This is a genomic window from Bacteroides cellulosilyticus DSM 14838 (assembly GCF_000158035.1).
Classification (GTDB): domain Bacteria; phylum Bacteroidota; class Bacteroidia; order Bacteroidales; family Bacteroidaceae; genus Bacteroides; species Bacteroides cellulosilyticus.
Genome location: NZ_EQ973491.1, coordinates 1,349,636 through 1,367,830 on the forward strand (window position 1 = coordinate 1,349,636; position 18,195 = coordinate 1,367,830).

The window sequence follows — 18,195 nt, forward strand, 5'->3', positions numbered from 1 at the left end:
ATGCAGTTGCTTAATAGCTTCTGCCGCAGATGGTTTCGGGGGATCAAGAAAAGCCAGGAAGCCAATCAGAACCATTTCCTTTTCATCACTCACGGAGAAATTACCCACCTTCTCTATATAGCTTTTCTGAGCAACGGCCAGCACTCTCATTCCTTTCCGGTTCATTTCTTCGCTGATCTTTTGGGCTTTAACCTTCAGTTCATCCGTCAGAGATTGCACTTCTCCATTGAATTCTGTGTGCGAACAGATACTGAGCATCTCTTCCACGGCGCCTTTGGTGATGATCTGGCGTTTCCCTTGTTTGTCTTCTATCACTACGGACATTCTCCGGCGGATGAAATCGAACGGTATTTCGTCCACTTTGGTGTAGGCATCCTTCAGATGTTCCAGCTTCAGTTCCTTTACGTGCGAGAGGATGGCTTTATCCATCAGATTCTTTAGCCCGGTCTGAAAATAGCTGTTGAAGTAGGCGTGACGCAATATTCGTTTGCTTTCGTCATTGCTGCCATCGGCATTGATGTACTTTTCCAGAACAATCTTGTCGCACGTCAGCGTACCCGTTTTGTCGGTGCAAAGAATATTCATCGCACCGAAGTTCTGGATGGCATTCAGGTTCTTGACAATCGTTTTCTTCTTCGACATGGACAGAGCGCCTTTAGAGAGGTTGGCGGTTACAATCATCGGAAGCATCTCGGGCGTGAGTCCCACGGCTACCGAAATGGCGAAGATGAAAGCCTCGAACCAATCCCCTTTCGTAAACCCGTTGATGAAGAATACGAACGGAACCATGACCAGCATAAAACGGATGAGCAGCAGGCTTACTTTACTGATCCCCCTGTCGAAAGCAGTAGTGGCACGGTGTCCCGTGAGGTTGCGGGCGATAGTACCGAGGAAGGTCCTGTTGTCGGTTTCAAACACAATACCTTTGGCTGCGCCACTGATAACGGTGGAACCCATGTAGCAGATGTTATCCAGTTCCACGATGCTGCCTTTCCGGTATTGCTTTTCCTTTACTTCCGGAAACTTCTCTATCGGTTCCGACTCTCCGGTCAGGGAAGCCTGGCTGATGAACAAGTCCTTGGACTCGATGATGCGCAGGTCTGCCGGAATCATGTCTCCGGCTGCCAGGAAGACGATGTCTCCCGGAACCAGTTCCGTGATATCCAGTTCTTCCTCACCACTTCCGGCACGCTTCACGAGACAGGTATTCTTTACCATTTTCATTAGTGAGTCTGTGGCTTCGTTGGCTTTCCATTCCTGCCAGAAGCGCAGGATGGCACTACACACCACCATGACGGCGATGATGACGACTCCCGTCCATTCCTGTTCTCCCGGTTCTGCCATGAGTACGTCGATGACGAGTGATATGACTGCCAATCCGGTCAGCACTCCTATGAACGGATTGATGAAAGTTTTGATGAATACGATGAACGGATTCTTCTTTTGTTCGTGAACCACTTCGTTCTTTCCATACGTAAGCTGGCGGTCTTCAACTTCTGCTCTTGTCAACCCGAGCCTTGTCGTTTGCAGGTATGAGTAAACGGATTTTGCCGGTTGTATGGCAGTCAGGAATACTTTCTCGGAGTTGAGCGCATACTGAGGCTGCTGTAACTTTTTCTTCCACTTCATAATCTCTTTCCTTTTTTTGAAGTTACTAATTGCGTTTCTATTTCACGGCGCAAAAGTAAGAACGGCTTCGTGGAGAAGCCGTTAGAGATTTATTAGAATGGTATTAGAAAACCATTAGAGAAATCAGATATGCGGGAGTTTAACGACGTAAGTGGTCCCTTCACCCGGATGCGAGAAGACGGATATTTCCCCTTTGTGCAGGCTCAGTATCTTTTGTACCAAAGTCATGCCGATGCCGTAGCCGGATGCCACATCTTTGTTTTCGCCGCGGTAGAAGAGTTGGAACAAGTGCTCTTTGTCCTTGTCCGACATGCCCACACCGTCGTCCGAAAGGCGGATGATGGACCATTCTTCCCAGAAAGAAATCTGGATAAAAGAAGTTTGGTTCCGGGAGTACTTGCAATTGTTTTCGATGAGGTTTACGAACGCTGTTGTAAGCAGGTAACTATTACCGATCACTGTGAGCACCTTGTCGTCTTCGGCTTCCTGCTCGAATACGAGTTCCACATGGAAATCGGGGTACGCCCTCAAGACAAGTTCCCTTGCATCGAGCAACAGTTCGTCCAGACGGATTTCTTCTCTTTTGATCTGTTCCGGTTCATAATCCGCTTTGGCAAGGTTCAGTAATCCGTCGATGAGTTTAATCACTCTTTGCGAATCCTGCAACGCGTTGTGGATGGCGTTTTGGTATTGTTCGGGACTTCGTTCTTTCTGCACGGCAAGATCAAGTTCGGCAGAAAGTGCAGCCATAGGGGTACGCAGTTCGTGCGACACGTTGCTGACAAACATCTTCTGCGAATTGAATGACTTTTCCAGTCTGTCGAGCAAGGCATTGAAGGTAAGGCTCAGTTCGCCTAATTCGTCTTTCTCATTCTTGACGGGCAGGCGTTTGTTGATTCGTGAGGCGGTTATGTTCTCCGCTTCTTTTACAATGCTTCTGATGGGGGCCAATGCGCTCCGGGCAAGGAGGTAGCCTACAATAATCAGCGCGGTCAGTCCGCTGAATAGTAATAGGGCGAGTGTTTCTTTCAGGATTTCCCGTTTGGCATATCCGTAGCCGTCATAAGCGGCGGCGGTAACGATGTAATCCTTACCTTCGAAAGTATAGATGATACCTACTCCCTGGTAATCTTCGATGTAGAAGTCTATTTCTTTCTTCTGGAGGATGCGCTCTATCATTTCCGGAGTTTCTTTTATGATGTCGTTTTGCAAGGCATCGTGGTATAACATCCGGAAATCGGTGTCGTAGACGGCTACTTCTACTTCGTCGATAAACTTTTTATTGTTCAGGTAAATGGATTGCATGGTTTCGGCATCCACCTGGTTGTTCAGAAACAGATGTGCCTTGGTGATGGCTTCGCTTTTCAGATTCCGGAAAAAGGCATTGCTGCGCGAGTGCTCACTGACGTAGTAGATGGTAGTGATAAATACCAGGAACACGGCGGCTGTGATACAAGTGTACCGCAGGGTTAAGGCTGTTCTGATCTTCATAGTTTATCCGTCAGTATAAAGCCCATACCGGCTTTGGTATGGATCAGTTTGGTGTCGAAATCCTTGTCTATCTTTTTGCGGAGATAGTTGATGTATACGTCGATAAAGTTGGTTCCGGTATCAAAGTGGGTATTCCAAACCTTTTCGGCTATCTCTATACGACTGAGAACCCGCTCTGCATTCTCGGTCATGTAGAGTAACAGATTATATTCTTTGGGTGAAAGTTTGATGGGAGTGCCGTTTCGGGTTACATTTTTTCCTTGTAGGTCAATGTACAGGTCGGAATATCTGATCTCCCGGGGTTGCGGTGCGGTTGCTTCATTATTACGTTTCAGCAGTACCCTGATTCTTGCATAGAGTTCGCGGAAATCGAAAGGTTTCACCATGTAGTCATCGGCTCCTGCATCGAATCCGTCCAGTTTATCATCTGTAGAGCCTAAGGCTGTCAGCATCAGGATAGGGATGCCTGGGTTTGTCTTACGGATTTCTTTACATAGCTCAAAACCATCCATCTTGGGCAGGATAATATCAGAAATCACCAGGTCGAACGTATGGACACGGAAGAGACGCAGTCCCATGACACCATCGTAAGCTATCATGGTTTGATAACCATTCTCTTCCAGTCCATTCTTGAGCAGGCTGGCTACTCTTGGTTCGTCTTCAATAATCAATATCGTATGCATGGTCTGTATTTTTTGTAGATTCCAGTTGTTATTGTTTGAGACCATACAAATATAGAGATTATTTGTGAGTTTCTCTTTTCTTACTCTTTTAATAAAGGCAACTGGTTCAGCATATTCCTGATTTTAATAGCGATACGTGGCATTGGTTCGGCTACGGTCAGCCCTACCAGGTCATATTCGGAGGCAATGTCGTTAATCACGCGGACTACTTCCTCGGTCTTCATACCGTCCGGTTCAACGCCGACGCCTGCTATCATGTCGGCAGGATCTATCACGTCCAAGTCAAAGTGGACGACAACCTTGGAAGCTCCGGTACTTTTCAGCCATTCCATAATGGCGGAACTGTTGTCCGCTGTTTCTTTCGGTGCCAGACCTTTTATGCCCAATTCCTTTTGCCGTTCCTGCATGCCTTTATCCCATGAACGCAGTCCTACTATTAATGCTTTGGAAGCGTCAAACTTACCGGGCAGTAAGTTCATAATCTCTTCGTCACCCATTCCCAAGCAAGCGGTGAGGGCCATGGCATGATACCCTTTGTAATCATCATAAGGCAGGTTGATGTCCGGATGAGCATCTATCCAGATTATGGCTACATCGTTCGGGTATCGGGCAGCCAGATAAGTGAACGGAACAACGCTGACCGAACATTCTCCGCCCAGGATGATAATCCGGTCCGGTTTGTTTTCGTTAAGTATATCGAGCGTAGCCTTGCTTTGTTTGACAATCACGCTACGGGAGTTGATACCTTTTTCCGTTGCTCTGTCGTTTATATCGAGAGATACCGGAACTTCCACGGTTTTCTGATTGCTGTCCGGAGCCAGCAGGTTCAGTAACTGGGCACCTAAATAATAACCTCTGGAAGAGTCTTCTGCCGGAATATCCGGCATCCAGTGATCTACAATTCCGCCTTGCCATTGCGGATAAATCAGGCGGAGAGGAGTGGTTTCTTTCTTCATATCTTTACTTTTTACGGGTTGTTGTGCATACATTGAAGCGACTCCAATGATGAGTGCAACTGATAATAAATACGTTCTCATTTTTTTAGGTACAAAAATAAGAAGTGGCGGAGTAATACACAAGTACGGCTAAATTATTCATATACTGATAAATTTATCTCTACCTGTAAAAGCGTTTATTTCATTTTTTACGAGAATGGAATCTAAGCGATACGGTTTTTGTGATAAAATGTAATGAATACGAAACGTTTTGGTAGATGTTCTTGGTTTGTCCGGCATACTTTCTTTTGCCTGTTTACTTGTCCTTTTTTTAATAAGCTGTATCTTTGTAGGTAAACTAATGTATTCCGATTAATACTCAGATAATATGGCAGAGCTTCAAGATAAATATGTACGTTTCGATTGGGCAATAAAACGCTTGCTCCGTTAGAAGGCAAACTTTGGTGTATTAGAAGGTTTCCTCACCGTGTTTTTGGGTGAGAAAGTTACTATTCTGGAAATACTGGAGAGTGAAGGTAATCAGCTATCTGCCGAAGATAAATTCAATCGTGTGGATATTAAGGCGCGTAACAGTAAGGATGAGATTATTATTATCGAGATACAAAACACTCGTGAACTTTATTATCTGGAACGGATTCTTTATGGCGTTGCCAAGGCCATCACTGAACATATCTCGTTGGGCGAGACTTATTATAAGGTGAAGAAAATATATTCTATCAGTATTCTTTACTTTGATATCGGGAAGGGTAGTGACTACCTGTATCATGGTCAAAATCATTTTGTAGGTGTGCATACAGGTGACTGTCTGCAAGTGAATGTCAAAGAGCGTGATGCTATCGTACCTCGAATGCCTGCTGAGATATTTCCTGAATACATCTTGATTCGTGTGAATGAGTTTGATAAGGTAGCTGCTACCCCGCTTGAAGAATGGATGAAATACTTGAAGTATGGTACTATTTGTCCTGATACCACAGCTCCCGGTTTGAGTGAAGCTCGTGAGAAACTGAAATACTTCTCTATGCCTCCTAAAGAACGTATGGCTTATGATGAGCATTTGAGTGCTGTGATGATTCAGAATGATGTGTTGGATTCAGCCAAACTGGAAGGCAAGATGGAAGGACGTGAGGAAGGTCGTGAAGAAGGACGCGCGGAGGCTTACCTGGCCGTTGCCCGTAACATGAAGCAATTAGAGACTCCTATTGACATTATAGTTAAAGCTACCGGTCTAACGCCAGAAGAGATTGACGCTTTGTAGTCTTTTGTGTAGTTTTCCTCTGATATGATTCTTTTGTGCAAAACTTGACTCTATGTATAAGAAGAAAATTCCTTTTGATATTGATTGTGGCATAAAGATTACGATGGAGGTGATAGGTGGTAAATGGAAGTCCTGTATTATTCAGGAATTGCTCACCGGCCCTAAGCGCCCGAGTGAATTGCATCGTTTGTTTACAGATGCAAGTCCCCGGGTTATCAATCAGCAGTTGAAAGAACTGGAAATGCACGGCATGGTAGAGAAGAAGATATTTACAGTACTTCCGCCTCACACGGAATACTCCATAACGGAAGTGGGCAGAACACTCGTCCCCATTATCGAACAGCTTGAGGCATGGGGCGATGACTTTCGTCCGAAGATGAAAGAGATACTGGAAATGGAATAGATTTGTAGCCTGTTCTTTTTAGTCGAATGGCACCTTCCAGTTTTCATCCAAATAGGCGGTGAAACACATGGCTATCTGTTCCTTATTGTTCTTTTCTTCGGCCAATGCAGGTATTTCGTCCAAAGAGAAATAGCTGCTTTCGGTAGTTTCTATATTACTCTGAAAACTTCCGCCTGTTACTTCGCAAAGAACAAAGGCTTTGCAAACATTGTATGCATAAGGAGGCAGGTTGTGCAGGTTTCTATCCTGCAAAGCAATCAGGCGTACGGCTTTTACATCCAGTCCGGCTTCTTCTTTGACTTCTTTCTCCGTATTGGTTTTGATGCTTTGGTTGACGTCTACCCAGCCACCGGGCATAGACCATACACCGGCTTTTTCCTTTACCAGAAGTATTTTTCCGTTTTTAAAGATGGCGGCACGGGTATCCAGTTTAGGTGTTTGGAAACTGGTTTCATTGCAGAATAATTCTTTTACTTTCTCTACCGGCAGACCGCTTTGATGGCTCATGATCTCTGCCGATATTTCCCGGATACGTTCAAAACGCTCGATGTCGAAGGGATCGCGGGAGTAGGTCAGTCCTGCCTGAGCTATGAATTGTAATTCCTTGGCCCATTCGAGCCAGCGGGGATCAGTGTTCTTGTTCATTGGATATCTGAGTTTAAAGTATCATATACAATTTTGGATATACTGGCGATGATAGCTGCATTATCTGCATCGGTTTCCTGAGACTCCATCACGAAGACAGCTATATAATATTTCTGTCCGTTGGGCAGGATAACAAAGCCTGCATCATTGTCAGCAATCTTTATCCCTTCCGGAGTCCGGTCGGAAGAGCCTGTCTTATGGCCTACGATTACGTCGGCAGGTAACTGGCCTTTCAGCTTATCTTTGCCGGTAGAAGTTTCCTGCATGATTGCTTGAAGGAAGTCTTTGTATTGAGTTCCAAATAGGGGTTGCTTGTCGGCTATATTCAGTAATCTGACTACTTCTTCCGGAGTACTCCAGTTCAGATCGGTATCTCCGGAGGTATGCATGAGGGTTTCTGTTGCCGCAAGATTACAATCTTTTATTCCTAACGATTTCACATACTCGTTTACTTGATCTATACCGCCGACATATTCTATAAGGATATCACATGTATTGTTATCGCTTTTCGAAATGGTATATTTTAGCAACTCTCCGAGAGAAATTGTAATATCCTGATCGGGGAATTTATCTCTTAACGGACTGTATGTATTGGACTTCAGTTGTGAAGATTTCACTTCAATAAGACTATCTAAAGCAATATGTCCTTTATCCATCTTATCCAGAACAGCCAGTCCCACATGAAACTTGAAGACGCTTAACAGGGGGAAATGGATTTGATTATTATAAACAGCTACAGTCTCATCATTGGCGAGTACGGCAACGCCTACCGTAGCTTTTTTATCTTTCAGAAGGGAATCTATTTGTTGTTCTATCTTCTGCTTCGGGGTGCGGTTGGTGGTATTGCATGCACTGAACAAGATTGCCAGCGCCATACAGCTTAAAAAGAATTTTGCTTTCATACGTGAATTATAAAGGATTAATAATATCAGATAGTAATCAATTTCTCATTATTTTTTATAGTTGTTTATTTACGGGTGATTCAGGAATTAATATTAATTCATAATCAAACACGTCCAGCCAGCGATCGAATTTCAATCCGACTTTCTCAAAGTGGGAAACTTGCTTAAAGCCAAGTTTCTTATGCAGGGAATTACTGGCTTCGTTGCCTTCCGTGATGCATGCTATCAATGCGTGATAACCTCTGTGGCGGCATTCGTTAATCAACGTCTGCATGAGTTGTTTTCCTATTCCTTTGCCTTGATATTCGGATGCCAAATAAACGGTTGTTTCCAACGTATACCTGTAAGCCGCCCTTTCTTTCCAGGCATGGGCATAACAGTACCCGGCAATTTTACCTTCCGTTTCATAAACGAAGTAAGGAAAGTGTGATACTATTCCGGTTATGCGTGAACGCATTTCCTCTTCGCGTACAGGTTCTGTTTCAAATGTAATCACACTGTGTGCGACATACTCGTTGTAAATGGCTGTAATGCTTCCGGTATCTTCCGGCCTTACTTCTCTTATCATAACAAGTGCAATTCTTTAGCAATCCGGCAAGCTTCAATAGAATTGTTTACCTGAAGTTTCTCCAGGATATTTTGCCGGTGCCGGTTTACGGTGTTTATACTAATGGATAATGTCTGGGCAATGTCCTTACTCATTTTTCCCTTATTTATCAATTGCAGGATTTCTTTTTCCCGGTCTGACAACAGGTCGTTGCAATTCTGCTTTTCCAGTTCGAGGGTTTGCCCGTCTGCCGAGTTAAGAATGGTGCAACTTAACGACGTATCCATTGAAAAGTTGTAAAGGCATAAGGATAACCATACACTTCCGTTTGAGTGGCTCGCTATATAAAACATCCTGTGCAAGATGTGTACATACCTGCCCGAATGATCGCGCATGCGCATATTGTGTATAAGGTAGTAGTCCGGGCGTTTCTTTTCCGGGACACTTTTCAGGAAGTGGAAGAAGCGGAGCTCCTGCAAATGCTTTTCCTGTAAGTCGTCCGGATGAATGCGGCTGAATATTTCTTCTTCCCATATCGACTGAATGGTCTTGGCGGTATTTCGTTCTGCCAGTCCCAGTTTCTCGGCTACTCCGCCGTAATAAATATAACTAATATTGGCTTTCATATCACTTAACACTGCTATGGCATTTTCAGTCTGTGCATATATGGAAGCTATATGTTTGCACTCATTCAGGCGTTCCGTTTGTTTCTGTTCCTCGGTGAACGCTTGTTTCAGTAGCTCTTTCTTCAGTTTATTTACGATGTCCATACGGTATGGAGATGGAAAAATGGTTATTAATCAGTATTGCCGACTTAACTGTAAGCCTTTACCTTTGCAAAGGTAATGAAAACTAATGGTTATTTATTTTAAGTGCAATAAATTATGGAGAGTGAAAAAGCAAAAGCGAAAGCCGGGAAATTGTATGATGCCAATAATGATATAGAGCTTGTGTCGGAGAGGGAAGCTTGCAAAGAAGTATGTTATGAACTGAATAGCTTGCGCCCTTCACAAAAGAAGGAGCGGGAGAGCATTATCCGCCGACTGTTCGGTAAGACCGGAAAATCGTTCTTGATAGAACAACCATTTTATTGTGATTACGGATATAATATCGAAATAGGGGAGAACTTCTATTCGAATGTAAATTGCGTCATTCTGGATGGAGCTAAAGTTACATTTGGTGATAATGTTTTTGTGGCTCCGAACTGTGGTTTCTATACTGCCGGACATGCCTTGGATGCGGAACAGAGAATCCAGGGGCTTGAATATGCCTATCCTATCACTATCGGAAATAATGTGTGGATTGGTGCCCAGGTCTGTGTGTTGCCGGGAGTGACGATTGGTGACAATACGATTATTGGTGCCGGAAGTGTGGTTACAAAAAGTATTCCTGCCAATGTGCTGGCCGTCGGTAATCCTTGCCGGGTGCTACGTACGATCACCGAAGCGGACAGGGCTAAATATATGTCAGAATAATAATTCATTAAAATAACACGAGAAATGAAAAAGTTACTTTTTAGTCTGTTGATAATGATTGGGGTACAAGCCTCTTTTGCTCAGACATTGGAGAAAATGCAGTGGTTCAACGAACCTGAACAGTGGGAAATAAAGGATAAAAGTCTTTCGATGTTTGTCACTCCGCAGAGTGATTATTGGCGTATCTCTCATTATGGCTTTACTGTGGATGACGCCCCTTTCTATTATGCAACGTATGGCGGTGAATTTGAAGTTAAAGTGAAAGTGACTGGCGATTATAAGGCACGCTTTGACCAAGCGGGACTGATGTTGCGCATCGATCATGAAAACTACATCAAAGCAGGCATTGAGTTTGTAGACGGAAAATTCAATCTGAGTACAGTGGTGACTCACAAGACCAGTGACTGGAGTGTAATCACGTTGGATAAACCAGTTCCTTATATTTGGATTAAAGCTGTCCGCAGGCTGGATGCCGTTGAAATCTTCTATTCGTTCGATGACAAGACTTATACGATGATGCGGAATGCATGGTTGCAGGATAATATTCCGATGAAAGTTGGATTCATGGCTGCCTGTCCCGATGGAGGCGGATTTAATGTTAAGTTTGAGAACTTCAAGGTAAAGCACCTGCCTGATATGCGCAGGTTGGAATGGCTGAAAAAGAATGCAGAATAAATAGGGTTAGCTCAATTAAGTTTGGTAAAAAGACAAATGCCGGCAAAAAAGAAGAGTGATTCTTTATTTGCCGGCATTTATTCTGTTTTGAAATTTAAAGAAATCCTTTTCTGAAATAGCCTTGTTTAATATCCTATGGTGAAGCGCTCCTTGTGGTGGTGCTTCTGTTCCAATTCGTCTACCATTGCTACGGCATAGTCTTCAACGGAGATATTGCTGTCTCCATTTACATCTACCACTAAGTCGTCTTTTCCGATACGGAACTTTCCGGTACGTTCTCCCGGTGTCATATTGGCGGCAGGAGAGAGGAATATCCAGTCAATATCGTTTTCTTTACGAAGCGTGTTCAGATAGAATTCTCCGAGGGATTTGATTCCGGGCAACAGTTTGGCTGGAACATCGTCAGCATCCATCACCATCTTTCCGGGAGCATAGAACAGGGTTCCGGCACCGCCCACGATAAGTAGACGCTCAACACCGGCCTTCTTCACACTATCCACTATCAGCGGATAGTTCTTCAGTGTTTCTTCGTATATATTGGGATTCTTCCAGCCGGGGTTATAAGCACTGATGACGGCGTCTTTACCTTTACTGGCCTCAATCAGAACATCGGTATCGGTCACATCTGCCTGAATGACTTTCAGGTTCGGATTGCTGGCGGTCACCTTGGCCGGGTCGCGTACAATGGCAGTTACTTTGTGGCCTCTGTTCAGCAATTCATTCAGGATGGCGGTTCCTACAAAACCGCTGGCTCCTATGAGTACTACATTTTTCATATTGGTTCGTTGTTTATATTTATATATAGAACTATTTATCTTCAATAAAAGTTTGACAGTGATTGCTCTTTTTGAGAATGTTTAATAACTTATCCTCTTTTCAATCCGTTTAATCTCCGGGATACAAGAAATTATTCTTGAAAGTGCTAAAAAATAATCTTACAACAATTATACTTCTTTCTTACAACAGCTATTGTAAGAAAGAAGCACAACTGTTGTAAGAAAGAAGTATATTTGTTGTAAGAATAATAATGTGCATAAACAGAGTTAGTTTCTTGCGAATAGGATTTTAGTTCTATGCAATTACAGAAATAATTTATAATAAGTTGTCAATGGGCCCTTTGCAACCCAGTTGCATTTCCTATTCCTTACCTTTGTACCAACTAAAAAAATAAAAAGATTATGGAAAGTAAATGTCAGTGTTGTTGTTCACATACTCATTCGCAAAGCAAAGAAAAAGAGAAATCTATCATTAAGAAGTGGTGGGCTCCGGTATTGTCCGGTGTCTTCCTTCTGTTGGGTATTGTCTTTCAGCATCAGGAGTGGACGTTGTTCGCTAATCCGGTTATCGAGTTCCTTTGGTTTCTTATAGGCTTCCTGCCTGTCGGACTGCCTGTGATGCGCGAAGCTTGGGAGAGTATTTTGCAAAAAGACTGGTTCAATGAGTTTTCGCTGATGGCATTGGCTTCCCTTGGAGCTTTCTATATCGGAGAATATCCGGAAGCACTGGCAGTAATGCTACTCTATTCCATCGGAGAGATGTTGCAGGATAAGGCTGTGAACCAGGCATCCCGTAATATCAAGGATTTGCTGGATGTACGTCCCGAACAGGTAGATGTGTACCGAAAGGGGATACTAAGTACTGTTTCCCCCCGTGAGGTAAATGTAGGAGAAGTGATCGAAGTGAAGCCCGGCGAACGGGTTCCCTTGGATGGTAGCTTGCAAAATCCTTATGCCGTCTTCGATACTTCGGCACTGACGGGGGAGAGTATGCCGCGTAATGTCTCCGAAGGAGGCGAGGTGCTTGCCGGTATGATTGTCAGCGGACAGGCAGTGCGCATACAAGTGACGAAACCTTATGATCATAGCACTCTGGCACGTATTCTTACTTTAGTTCAGGATGCGGCGGAACGGAAAGCACCGGCGGAACTTTTTATCCGGAAGTTTGCCCGCATCTATACACCGATTGTAGTCCTGTTGGCTTTTCTTATCGTTGCTCTTCCTGCACTTGTTGCGGTTGTGCATCCGGGATTCGACTATGTGTTCAATGACTGGCTCTATCGGGGATTGGTATTTCTGGTAATATCCTGCCCTTGTGCATTGGTTATCAGCATCCCATTGGGCTATTTTGGCGGAATAGGAGCGGCTTCGCGTACAGGTATCCTGTTTAAAGGAAGTAATTATCTGGATGCCATAACCCGTATCAATGCAGTTGTATTCGATAAGACAGGTACGTTGACTACCGGTAGTTTCCGTGTGACATCCATACAGGCAACAGATATCCCCGAAGATGAATTACTGAGTTTAGTGGCATCTGTAGAAAAGAAAAGTACCCATCCTGTGGCACAAGCCATTGTTCACTATGCTTCCGGACGTGGTGTGAAACCTGCGGTTGTGACTTCTCTGAATGAATTGGCTGGATACGGTCTGGAAGCTGATGTGGAACACCATCAGGTACTTGTCGGTAATATCCGTTTATTGACTGACCGTCAGATAGCTGTACCCGAAGAACTTGCGGATTGTGTAGCTACGGTAGTGGTCTGTGCCGTGGATGGGAAGTATGCCGGACAACTGCTACTTTCAGACACTCTGAAAGAGGATGCGGTAGATGCTATTAAAAAATTAAAGGCTTTAAAAATAGATAATATTCAAATGTTATCCGGGGATAAACAAGAGATTGTTAATATCTTTGCAAAGGAATTGGGAATTGACAAAGCCTACGGTGACTTATTGCCGGAAGATAAGGCCGTTCATTTGGAACAACTCAATTCTGTTCCGGGTATGTCTGTCGCATTTGTCGGAGATGGTATGAACGATGCTCCTGTATTGGCTCTCAGTGATGTGGGTATTGCCATGGGAGGGTTAGGTTCGGACGCTGCCATCGAAAGCGCGGATGTCGTTATTCAGACTGATCAGCCATCCAAAGTTGCAACCGCTATCTCTATAGGGCGGGCAACACGACGGATAGTGATGCAAAATATAGTAGGTGCTATTACGGTGAAGGTGTTGGTGTTGCTGGCGGGTGCCTGCGGATTTGCCACTCTTTGGGCGGCAGTGTTTGCTGACGTTGGCGTAGCTTTGTTGGTGGTGCTGAATTCAGTCCGTATATTGAGAAAGAAGTTTTAAGAAATATGGAAGAAATATATTTGCATAAATTGTCCCTGCGGGATATAAAGCCTACGGCCATGCGGCTGCTGATTCTCCGTACTATGATGGAGATGAAGCGGGCCGTGTCCGTGACTGATCTGGAGGACAAACTCGACACGGTTGATAAATCTACTATCTTCCGGACATTAACCCTGTTTCTTTCCCATCACCTGATACATGGAGTGGACGATGGAAGCGGTTCGCTGAAATATGCGGTTTGCGAAGATTGCTGTATGTGCACGGTGGAAGACCAGCACATGCATTTCTATTGTGAGCAGTGCCACAAGACGTACTGCATCCGAAGTGTGCATGCTCCAACGGTCAACCTTCCGGAAGGGTTTATGCAGACCGGTATAAATTACGTTATCAAGGGCATTTGCGCAGACTGTGCAGTCCATCAGAAAATAGACACAGAAGAATAAGAAAGATATTATGAGACATTTCTACTACTTGTGCTTCCTTTTATTGGGATTCCTATCTCTGCCTGTCCGGGCAGGGGGGGATAACCGTGCGCCGGAACAATATACCAGGGAGTATATTATGAAGGATTATATGAAAGATCCTGTTCGGACCTTGCAATTATTGGATAAAGCCGAAGTAAACAGTGCAATGCCTCTAAATATTGTTGATGAGCTGCGCAGTGCGGTTTATCGTAATATGTACAGAAATAAATCCGCTCTTCATTATGCTCGCAGGGCTTATGTCAGCGATTCCCTGTCACATGATAATCCTTCACATTTGTTGAGGATGACGGTATCCATGGCTGAATTATTTTCTCTATTAAGTGAATATAAGGAAAGCATGCGCTATGCTGTTCAGGGGGTGGAGCTGGCGCGCGAACTTAAAGATATACAGTCCGAATGTAAGTTATTGTTTTGTATGGGAGAGAACAAAAGAAGGCTTTCTTTCAAAGAAGAGGGGTATCTGTTCTTTGATCAGGCCATTGACTTGCTCGATAATTCTAAAAATGAAGACTATGAAACGATGCTTTCCTATTTCTATGGAGTGAAGATGGGCTATCTGATTGCTGACAAGCGATCGAACGAGGCTTTGGAAATAGGTCTGCAACGCGAAAAGTTACTTGACAGAATGAGTGAACAATCGAAAATCCGTGCGGACTTATTGGATCTGCAATTTGCGTATGTATACTCCAAATTGGCTTATCTTTTCCATTTGATGGGAGACCAGAAGCGTGCAGCTGTATATTATAAGAAATATCAGTCGACAAATGCTGCTTCCACTCCTGATGGTAAATTTGATGCTACTCCTTATTTATTGCTTTTGGGAAAATATCAGGCCGTATTGGATAATTGTCGTGATTTTAAGGAAGTAATGCGTCAGCAGGATACATTGAATAGCCAGTATCTCAGTATCCTGAATTTGGAAATACAAGCCAATGTTAAATTAGAGAACTATAAAACGGTTATAAATCTTCAAAGGGATATCACTGCAATAAAAGATAGCATTTACCAGCGGGAAAAGCAGAATGCCGCACTGGAACTGGATGCACTTTATGAGCTAAACGAGAAAGAAGCCCGCATTTCGCAACAGGCGTTTCAGCTGAAGATACGAACCATTACGCTGATATGTATTCTGAGTGGCGCATTACTGGCTTTATTCTTTTTGTGGAGACTATGGCATCAAAATTGTGTAATCAGAAACAAAAATAAAGCGCTGGTAAAACGCATTAACGAGCAATTTTCCATGCAGGAAGAAATGGACCGTTCGCAACTGGGTGTAGAGAAAGATCTCTCTTTTCCAGAGAAAGTGGAAGACGAATCCGGTGATAACGAGGAGCAGGATAAGCAGATGAATAAGATGATTTTCGAAAAGCTGGATTATATTATAAAACGGGATAAAATGTATCTTTCTCCCGACTTATCGAGAGAAGAGCTGACTAGAATTGTCCGCATGAATAATACTCGTTTTGCCAAGATGATAAAGGAGAATACGGACACTAACCTGAACGGATATATCAATAACCTGCGCCTGAATTATGCGATACATTTAATGAAGGAACAACCCGATTACACTTTGCGTGCAATTGCTGAATCATCAGGCATCAACAGCATGCCTACATTCCATCAGTTGTTTAAGGGAAGAACGGGAATGACCCCTTCGGAATTTAAGAATGCTCAAAAGGATATGGATTCTTAAAATCCTGTATATTAGTTGTATAGTACTTTTTTTAATATCATTTGATACTATTTTTAATAATCAATTGAAAATATAACTTAGGGGTTATCTTATAATTGAGTTTCTTTGTAATTCAATATATAAGGATAACTTGAATCATGACGTATATTTTATATTTAATAACTCTGTTTGCTTTCATTGTTTCACTGATAGCGGCAGTCTATTATTTCCGAAAATATAATAAAATTCGCAACCGTCTTCCTGATATTGATGGTGAGGAGGAACTAATGAAGCCTTATAATCTTTTGATGCAGGAGTTGGAGCAGAAGCAACAGCAACTGAAACAGCAAAGTCTTCAACACCACTTGCTGGTGAAAGCAATTAAGCTGAAACTATGGAAGTGGGATTTGAAGCGTAAAGAGATTATTTGGGAAGGAAACCTGGAGAAAGGGGAGCAGGGAACTGTAGTAGTAGATGTGGATGAGCACCTGTCGCATGTATTGCCGGAATACAGAAAAAGAATCTATGAAGCGATAGATGGATTGGAGAAAGGTTGTTCCAAGCTTATTGATGAAGAGTTCTTATACCAGAATGCGGACAATACTTTATCTTGGAGAAATATCTATGGTATCATATATGAGTATGATGAGGGTGGAAAACCTGCTATTCTGATTGGAGGCACCCAGATTATTGACGAGAGGAAAAAGCTGGAAAGCGATTTGCGGAAAGCGAAAGACAAAGCAGAGGAAGCCAATCGACTGAAGACGGCTTTCCTGGCAAATATGAGTCACGAGATCCGTACTCCTTTGAATGCTATTGTTGGTTTCTCCAGCATATTGGCGGATACTGAGGATATAGCGGAAAAGAAAGAATTTTGTAATCTGATCAATCACAACAATGCGCTTCTACTGAAAATAGTGGATGATATTCTTGATATTTCGAAGATAGAGGCGGGGTATATAGATCTGCATCCCACGTGGTTCTGTCTGTCCGACTTGATAATGGAAAGTGCTACCGAGTACAGGATGAAAGCAGCCGGAAGGCTGGATATCCGTATTCATAAACCGGGACAGGGCTATATGGCTGAACTGGATACAAAGCGTGTGAAACAGATATTGAATAACTTCTTGTCCAATGCTTTGAAGCATACTCAGGAAGGGTATATTGATATTACTTACGGCGTTACAGAACAAGGTATTGAGATAAAGGTAACGGATACCGGATGTGGTATTCCGCAGGATAAATTGCCTGTTATTTTTGAACGTTTTGAAAAAGTGGACTCTTTTACACAAGGAGTTGGGTTAGGGTTGCCTATATGTAAGTCCATTGCGGAATGTATGGGTGGATCTATTGGGTTGACTTCGGAAGCAGGTGTAGGCACAACTGTTTGGGTTACATTACCTTGTAGTACTGCACCTACTCCCAAGTTATACAAGGAGAAGTTAATCGACAACTTCTATTCCTAATCCTGTAAGCAACCCTTCCAGTCCGTAGCGGGAGAATTTCGCTTTTTTCAGACGGTTGGCAGCAGGATTTAAAGTATAATTGCGTGCAGTAGTGAAATCTGCTTTTTCCAGGTTGGTATGATGGAAAGAAGCATAACAGAGGTCGCAATCTTTAAATACTGCATTGGAAAGGTCGGTTTCCATAAAGTCTGTGTTTTGCAAATCGCACCCTATAAAACGGGTTCCTTTCAGTTTCATCTCAGTAAAAAGGGCGTAGGACAACAGACAATTATGGAATTCCACAGACAAGCCGAAGCGGTTGCTGAGGCTGAAGTTGATGCCTGTCATTTTGCAATCGGTGAACAGGACATCCAACCAAGAGGTATTACTGGTTTTTACTAATGAAAGGTTGCACTCTTTGAATGTACATTTTTCGAATATAACTCTTCCGATAGGCTTATCTGAAAAGTTACATTTGTCAAATGTACATTCATAATAATTGGTTTCCAGTTCCTCGATGGAGAAATTTACTTTTTCTATGGTCTTGTCTTCCATTTATCTTTTCAGTTAATTCATTGCTTTGAATACGGGTTCCGGCTTCTGTATCTCCGATTCGAAACCAAACCAATAGCCTTGATTGGTTTCCTCATTGACAGGCAGGAAACAAAGGCGGAGATTCTCTTTGTATTGGCCATACAGTATTTGCCAGTTCTCCGGGGGAACCTGCCGTTTGGTCTTTACCTTTTCTGCCGGAAGTTTTTTCAGTGACATGCCGGCCTCTATCCAAGCAATGCTGGCTTCTAACTGATA

At 43.3% G+C, this 18,195-nt stretch carries 17 protein-coding genes and 2 pseudogenes; 8 read left to right on the forward strand and 11 right to left on the reverse strand.

Annotated features, from left to right (window positions below; all coding sequences use genetic code 11):
* The 4 genes from mgtA to BACCELL_RS17565 form a co-directional block, all read right to left on the reverse strand.
* Positions 1 to 1,629 (reverse strand): magnesium-translocating P-type ATPase (gene mgtA, locus BACCELL_RS17550; protein WP_007213307.1); only part of this gene is annotated, 1,629 nt, incomplete at its 3' end.
* Positions 1,630 to 1,752: 123 nt separating this feature from the next.
* Entirely contained in the window at positions 1,753 to 3,120 is a 1,368-nt protein-coding gene (locus BACCELL_RS17555; protein WP_007213308.1) for a sensor histidine kinase, read from the reverse strand.
* The gene (locus tag BACCELL_RS17560; protein ID WP_044154093.1) at positions 3,117 to 3,803 is read right to left on the reverse strand and encodes a response regulator transcription factor; all 687 of its coding nucleotides are present in this window, start codon (positions 3,801 to 3,803) and stop codon (positions 3,117 to 3,119) included. The genes BACCELL_RS17555 and BACCELL_RS17560 overlap by 4 nt, the downstream gene beginning before the upstream one ends.
* 80 nt (positions 3,804 to 3,883) lie before the next feature.
* Positions 3,884 to 4,792 carry an arginase family protein gene (locus BACCELL_RS17565; RefSeq protein ID WP_394372954.1) on the reverse strand — a complete coding sequence of 303 codons (909 nt, stop codon included), beginning with the start codon at positions 4,790 to 4,792 and terminating at the stop codon, positions 3,884 to 3,886.
* Between the two features lie 334 nt (positions 4,793 to 5,126).
* On the opposite strand from BACCELL_RS17565, the pseudogene BACCELL_RS17570 reads away from it, so the two are divergent.
* Positions 5,127 to 6,014 (forward strand): annotated as a pseudogene (locus BACCELL_RS17570) (PD-(D/E)XK nuclease family transposase).
* A gap of 52 nt (positions 6,015 to 6,066) precedes the next feature.
* Entirely contained in the window at positions 6,067 to 6,417 is a 351-nt protein-coding gene (locus BACCELL_RS17575) for a winged helix-turn-helix transcriptional regulator (RefSeq protein ID WP_007213312.1), read from the forward strand.
* 18 nt (positions 6,418 to 6,435) lie between these two features.
* On the opposite strand, the gene BACCELL_RS17580 is transcribed toward BACCELL_RS17575, so the two are convergent.
* The 4 genes from BACCELL_RS17580 to BACCELL_RS17595 are packed head-to-tail and all read right to left on the reverse strand — an operon-like array spanning position 6,436 to position 9,281.
* Positions 6,436 to 7,062: an NUDIX hydrolase N-terminal domain-containing protein gene (locus BACCELL_RS17580; protein ID WP_007213313.1), complete on the reverse strand. Its 627-nt coding sequence runs from the start codon at positions 7,060 to 7,062 to the stop codon at positions 6,436 to 6,438.
* Positions 7,059 to 7,964 (reverse strand): class A beta-lactamase, subclass A2, encoded by a 906-nt coding sequence (gene bla / locus BACCELL_RS17585; RefSeq protein ID WP_007213314.1) that lies wholly within the window; start codon positions 7,962 to 7,964, stop codon positions 7,059 to 7,061. The genes BACCELL_RS17580 and bla overlap by 4 nt, the downstream gene beginning before the upstream one ends.
* 55 nt (positions 7,965 to 8,019) lie before the next feature.
* Positions 8,020 to 8,532, reverse strand: a complete 513-nt coding sequence (locus tag BACCELL_RS17590) for a GNAT family N-acetyltransferase (RefSeq protein ID WP_007213315.1) — start codon at positions 8,530 to 8,532, stop codon at positions 8,020 to 8,022.
* Positions 8,529 to 9,281 carry a response regulator transcription factor gene (locus BACCELL_RS17595; RefSeq protein ID WP_007213316.1) on the reverse strand — a complete coding sequence of 251 codons (753 nt, stop codon included), beginning with the start codon at positions 9,279 to 9,281 and terminating at the stop codon, positions 8,529 to 8,531. Before BACCELL_RS17595 ends, BACCELL_RS17590 begins: the two co-directional genes overlap by 4 nt.
* A gap of 114 nt (positions 9,282 to 9,395) precedes the next feature.
* Here BACCELL_RS17595 and BACCELL_RS17600 point away from each other — a divergent pair, with 114 nt between their 5' ends.
* Positions 9,396 to 9,986, forward strand: coding sequence for a sugar O-acetyltransferase (locus tag BACCELL_RS17600; RefSeq protein ID WP_007213317.1), 591 nt, complete (start codon positions 9,396 to 9,398; stop codon positions 9,984 to 9,986).
* 24 nt (positions 9,987 to 10,010) lie between these two features.
* Positions 10,011 to 10,661: a DUF1349 domain-containing protein gene (locus tag BACCELL_RS17605; RefSeq protein ID WP_007213318.1), complete on the forward strand. Its 651-nt coding sequence runs from the start codon at positions 10,011 to 10,013 to the stop codon at positions 10,659 to 10,661.
* Between the two features lie 125 nt (positions 10,662 to 10,786).
* Here BACCELL_RS17605 and BACCELL_RS17610 read toward each other — a convergent pair whose 3' ends face one another.
* The gene (locus BACCELL_RS17610; protein WP_007213319.1) at positions 10,787 to 11,437 is read right to left on the reverse strand and encodes an NAD(P)-dependent oxidoreductase; all 651 of its coding nucleotides are present in this window, start codon (positions 11,435 to 11,437) and stop codon (positions 10,787 to 10,789) included.
* Between the two features lie 402 nt (positions 11,438 to 11,839).
* Here BACCELL_RS17610 and BACCELL_RS17615 point away from each other — a divergent pair, with 402 nt between their 5' ends.
* The 4 genes from BACCELL_RS17615 (at position 11,840) to BACCELL_RS17630 (ending at position 17,406) form a co-directional block, all read left to right on the forward strand.
* Positions 11,840 to 13,783, forward strand: a complete 1,944-nt coding sequence (locus BACCELL_RS17615; protein WP_007213320.1) for a heavy metal translocating P-type ATPase — start codon at positions 11,840 to 11,842, stop codon at positions 13,781 to 13,783.
* Positions 13,784 to 13,788: 5 nt separating this feature from the next.
* Positions 13,789 to 14,226, forward strand: coding sequence for a Fur family transcriptional regulator (locus BACCELL_RS17620; protein WP_007213321.1), 438 nt, complete (start codon positions 13,789 to 13,791; stop codon positions 14,224 to 14,226).
* 10 nt (positions 14,227 to 14,236) lie between these two features.
* Complete coding sequence (locus BACCELL_RS17625) at positions 14,237 to 15,961, forward strand: helix-turn-helix domain-containing protein (protein ID WP_007213322.1); 1,725 nt, start codon at positions 14,237 to 14,239, stop codon at positions 15,959 to 15,961.
* Between the two features lie 137 nt (positions 15,962 to 16,098).
* Positions 16,099 to 17,406, forward strand: coding sequence for a sensor histidine kinase (locus BACCELL_RS17630; protein WP_007213323.1), 1,308 nt, complete (start codon positions 16,099 to 16,101; stop codon positions 17,404 to 17,406).
* On the opposite strand, the gene BACCELL_RS17635 is transcribed toward BACCELL_RS17630, so the two are convergent.
* Complete coding sequence (locus BACCELL_RS17635; protein WP_007213324.1) at positions 17,383 to 17,940, reverse strand: pentapeptide repeat-containing protein; 558 nt, start codon at positions 17,938 to 17,940, stop codon at positions 17,383 to 17,385. The two genes, BACCELL_RS17630 and BACCELL_RS17635, sit on opposite strands and share 24 nt — an antisense overlap.
* A gap of 12 nt (positions 17,941 to 17,952) precedes the next feature.
* A pseudogene (locus tag BACCELL_RS26915) lies at positions 17,953 to 18,195 on the reverse strand (B12-binding domain-containing radical SAM protein); the annotation flags it as partial.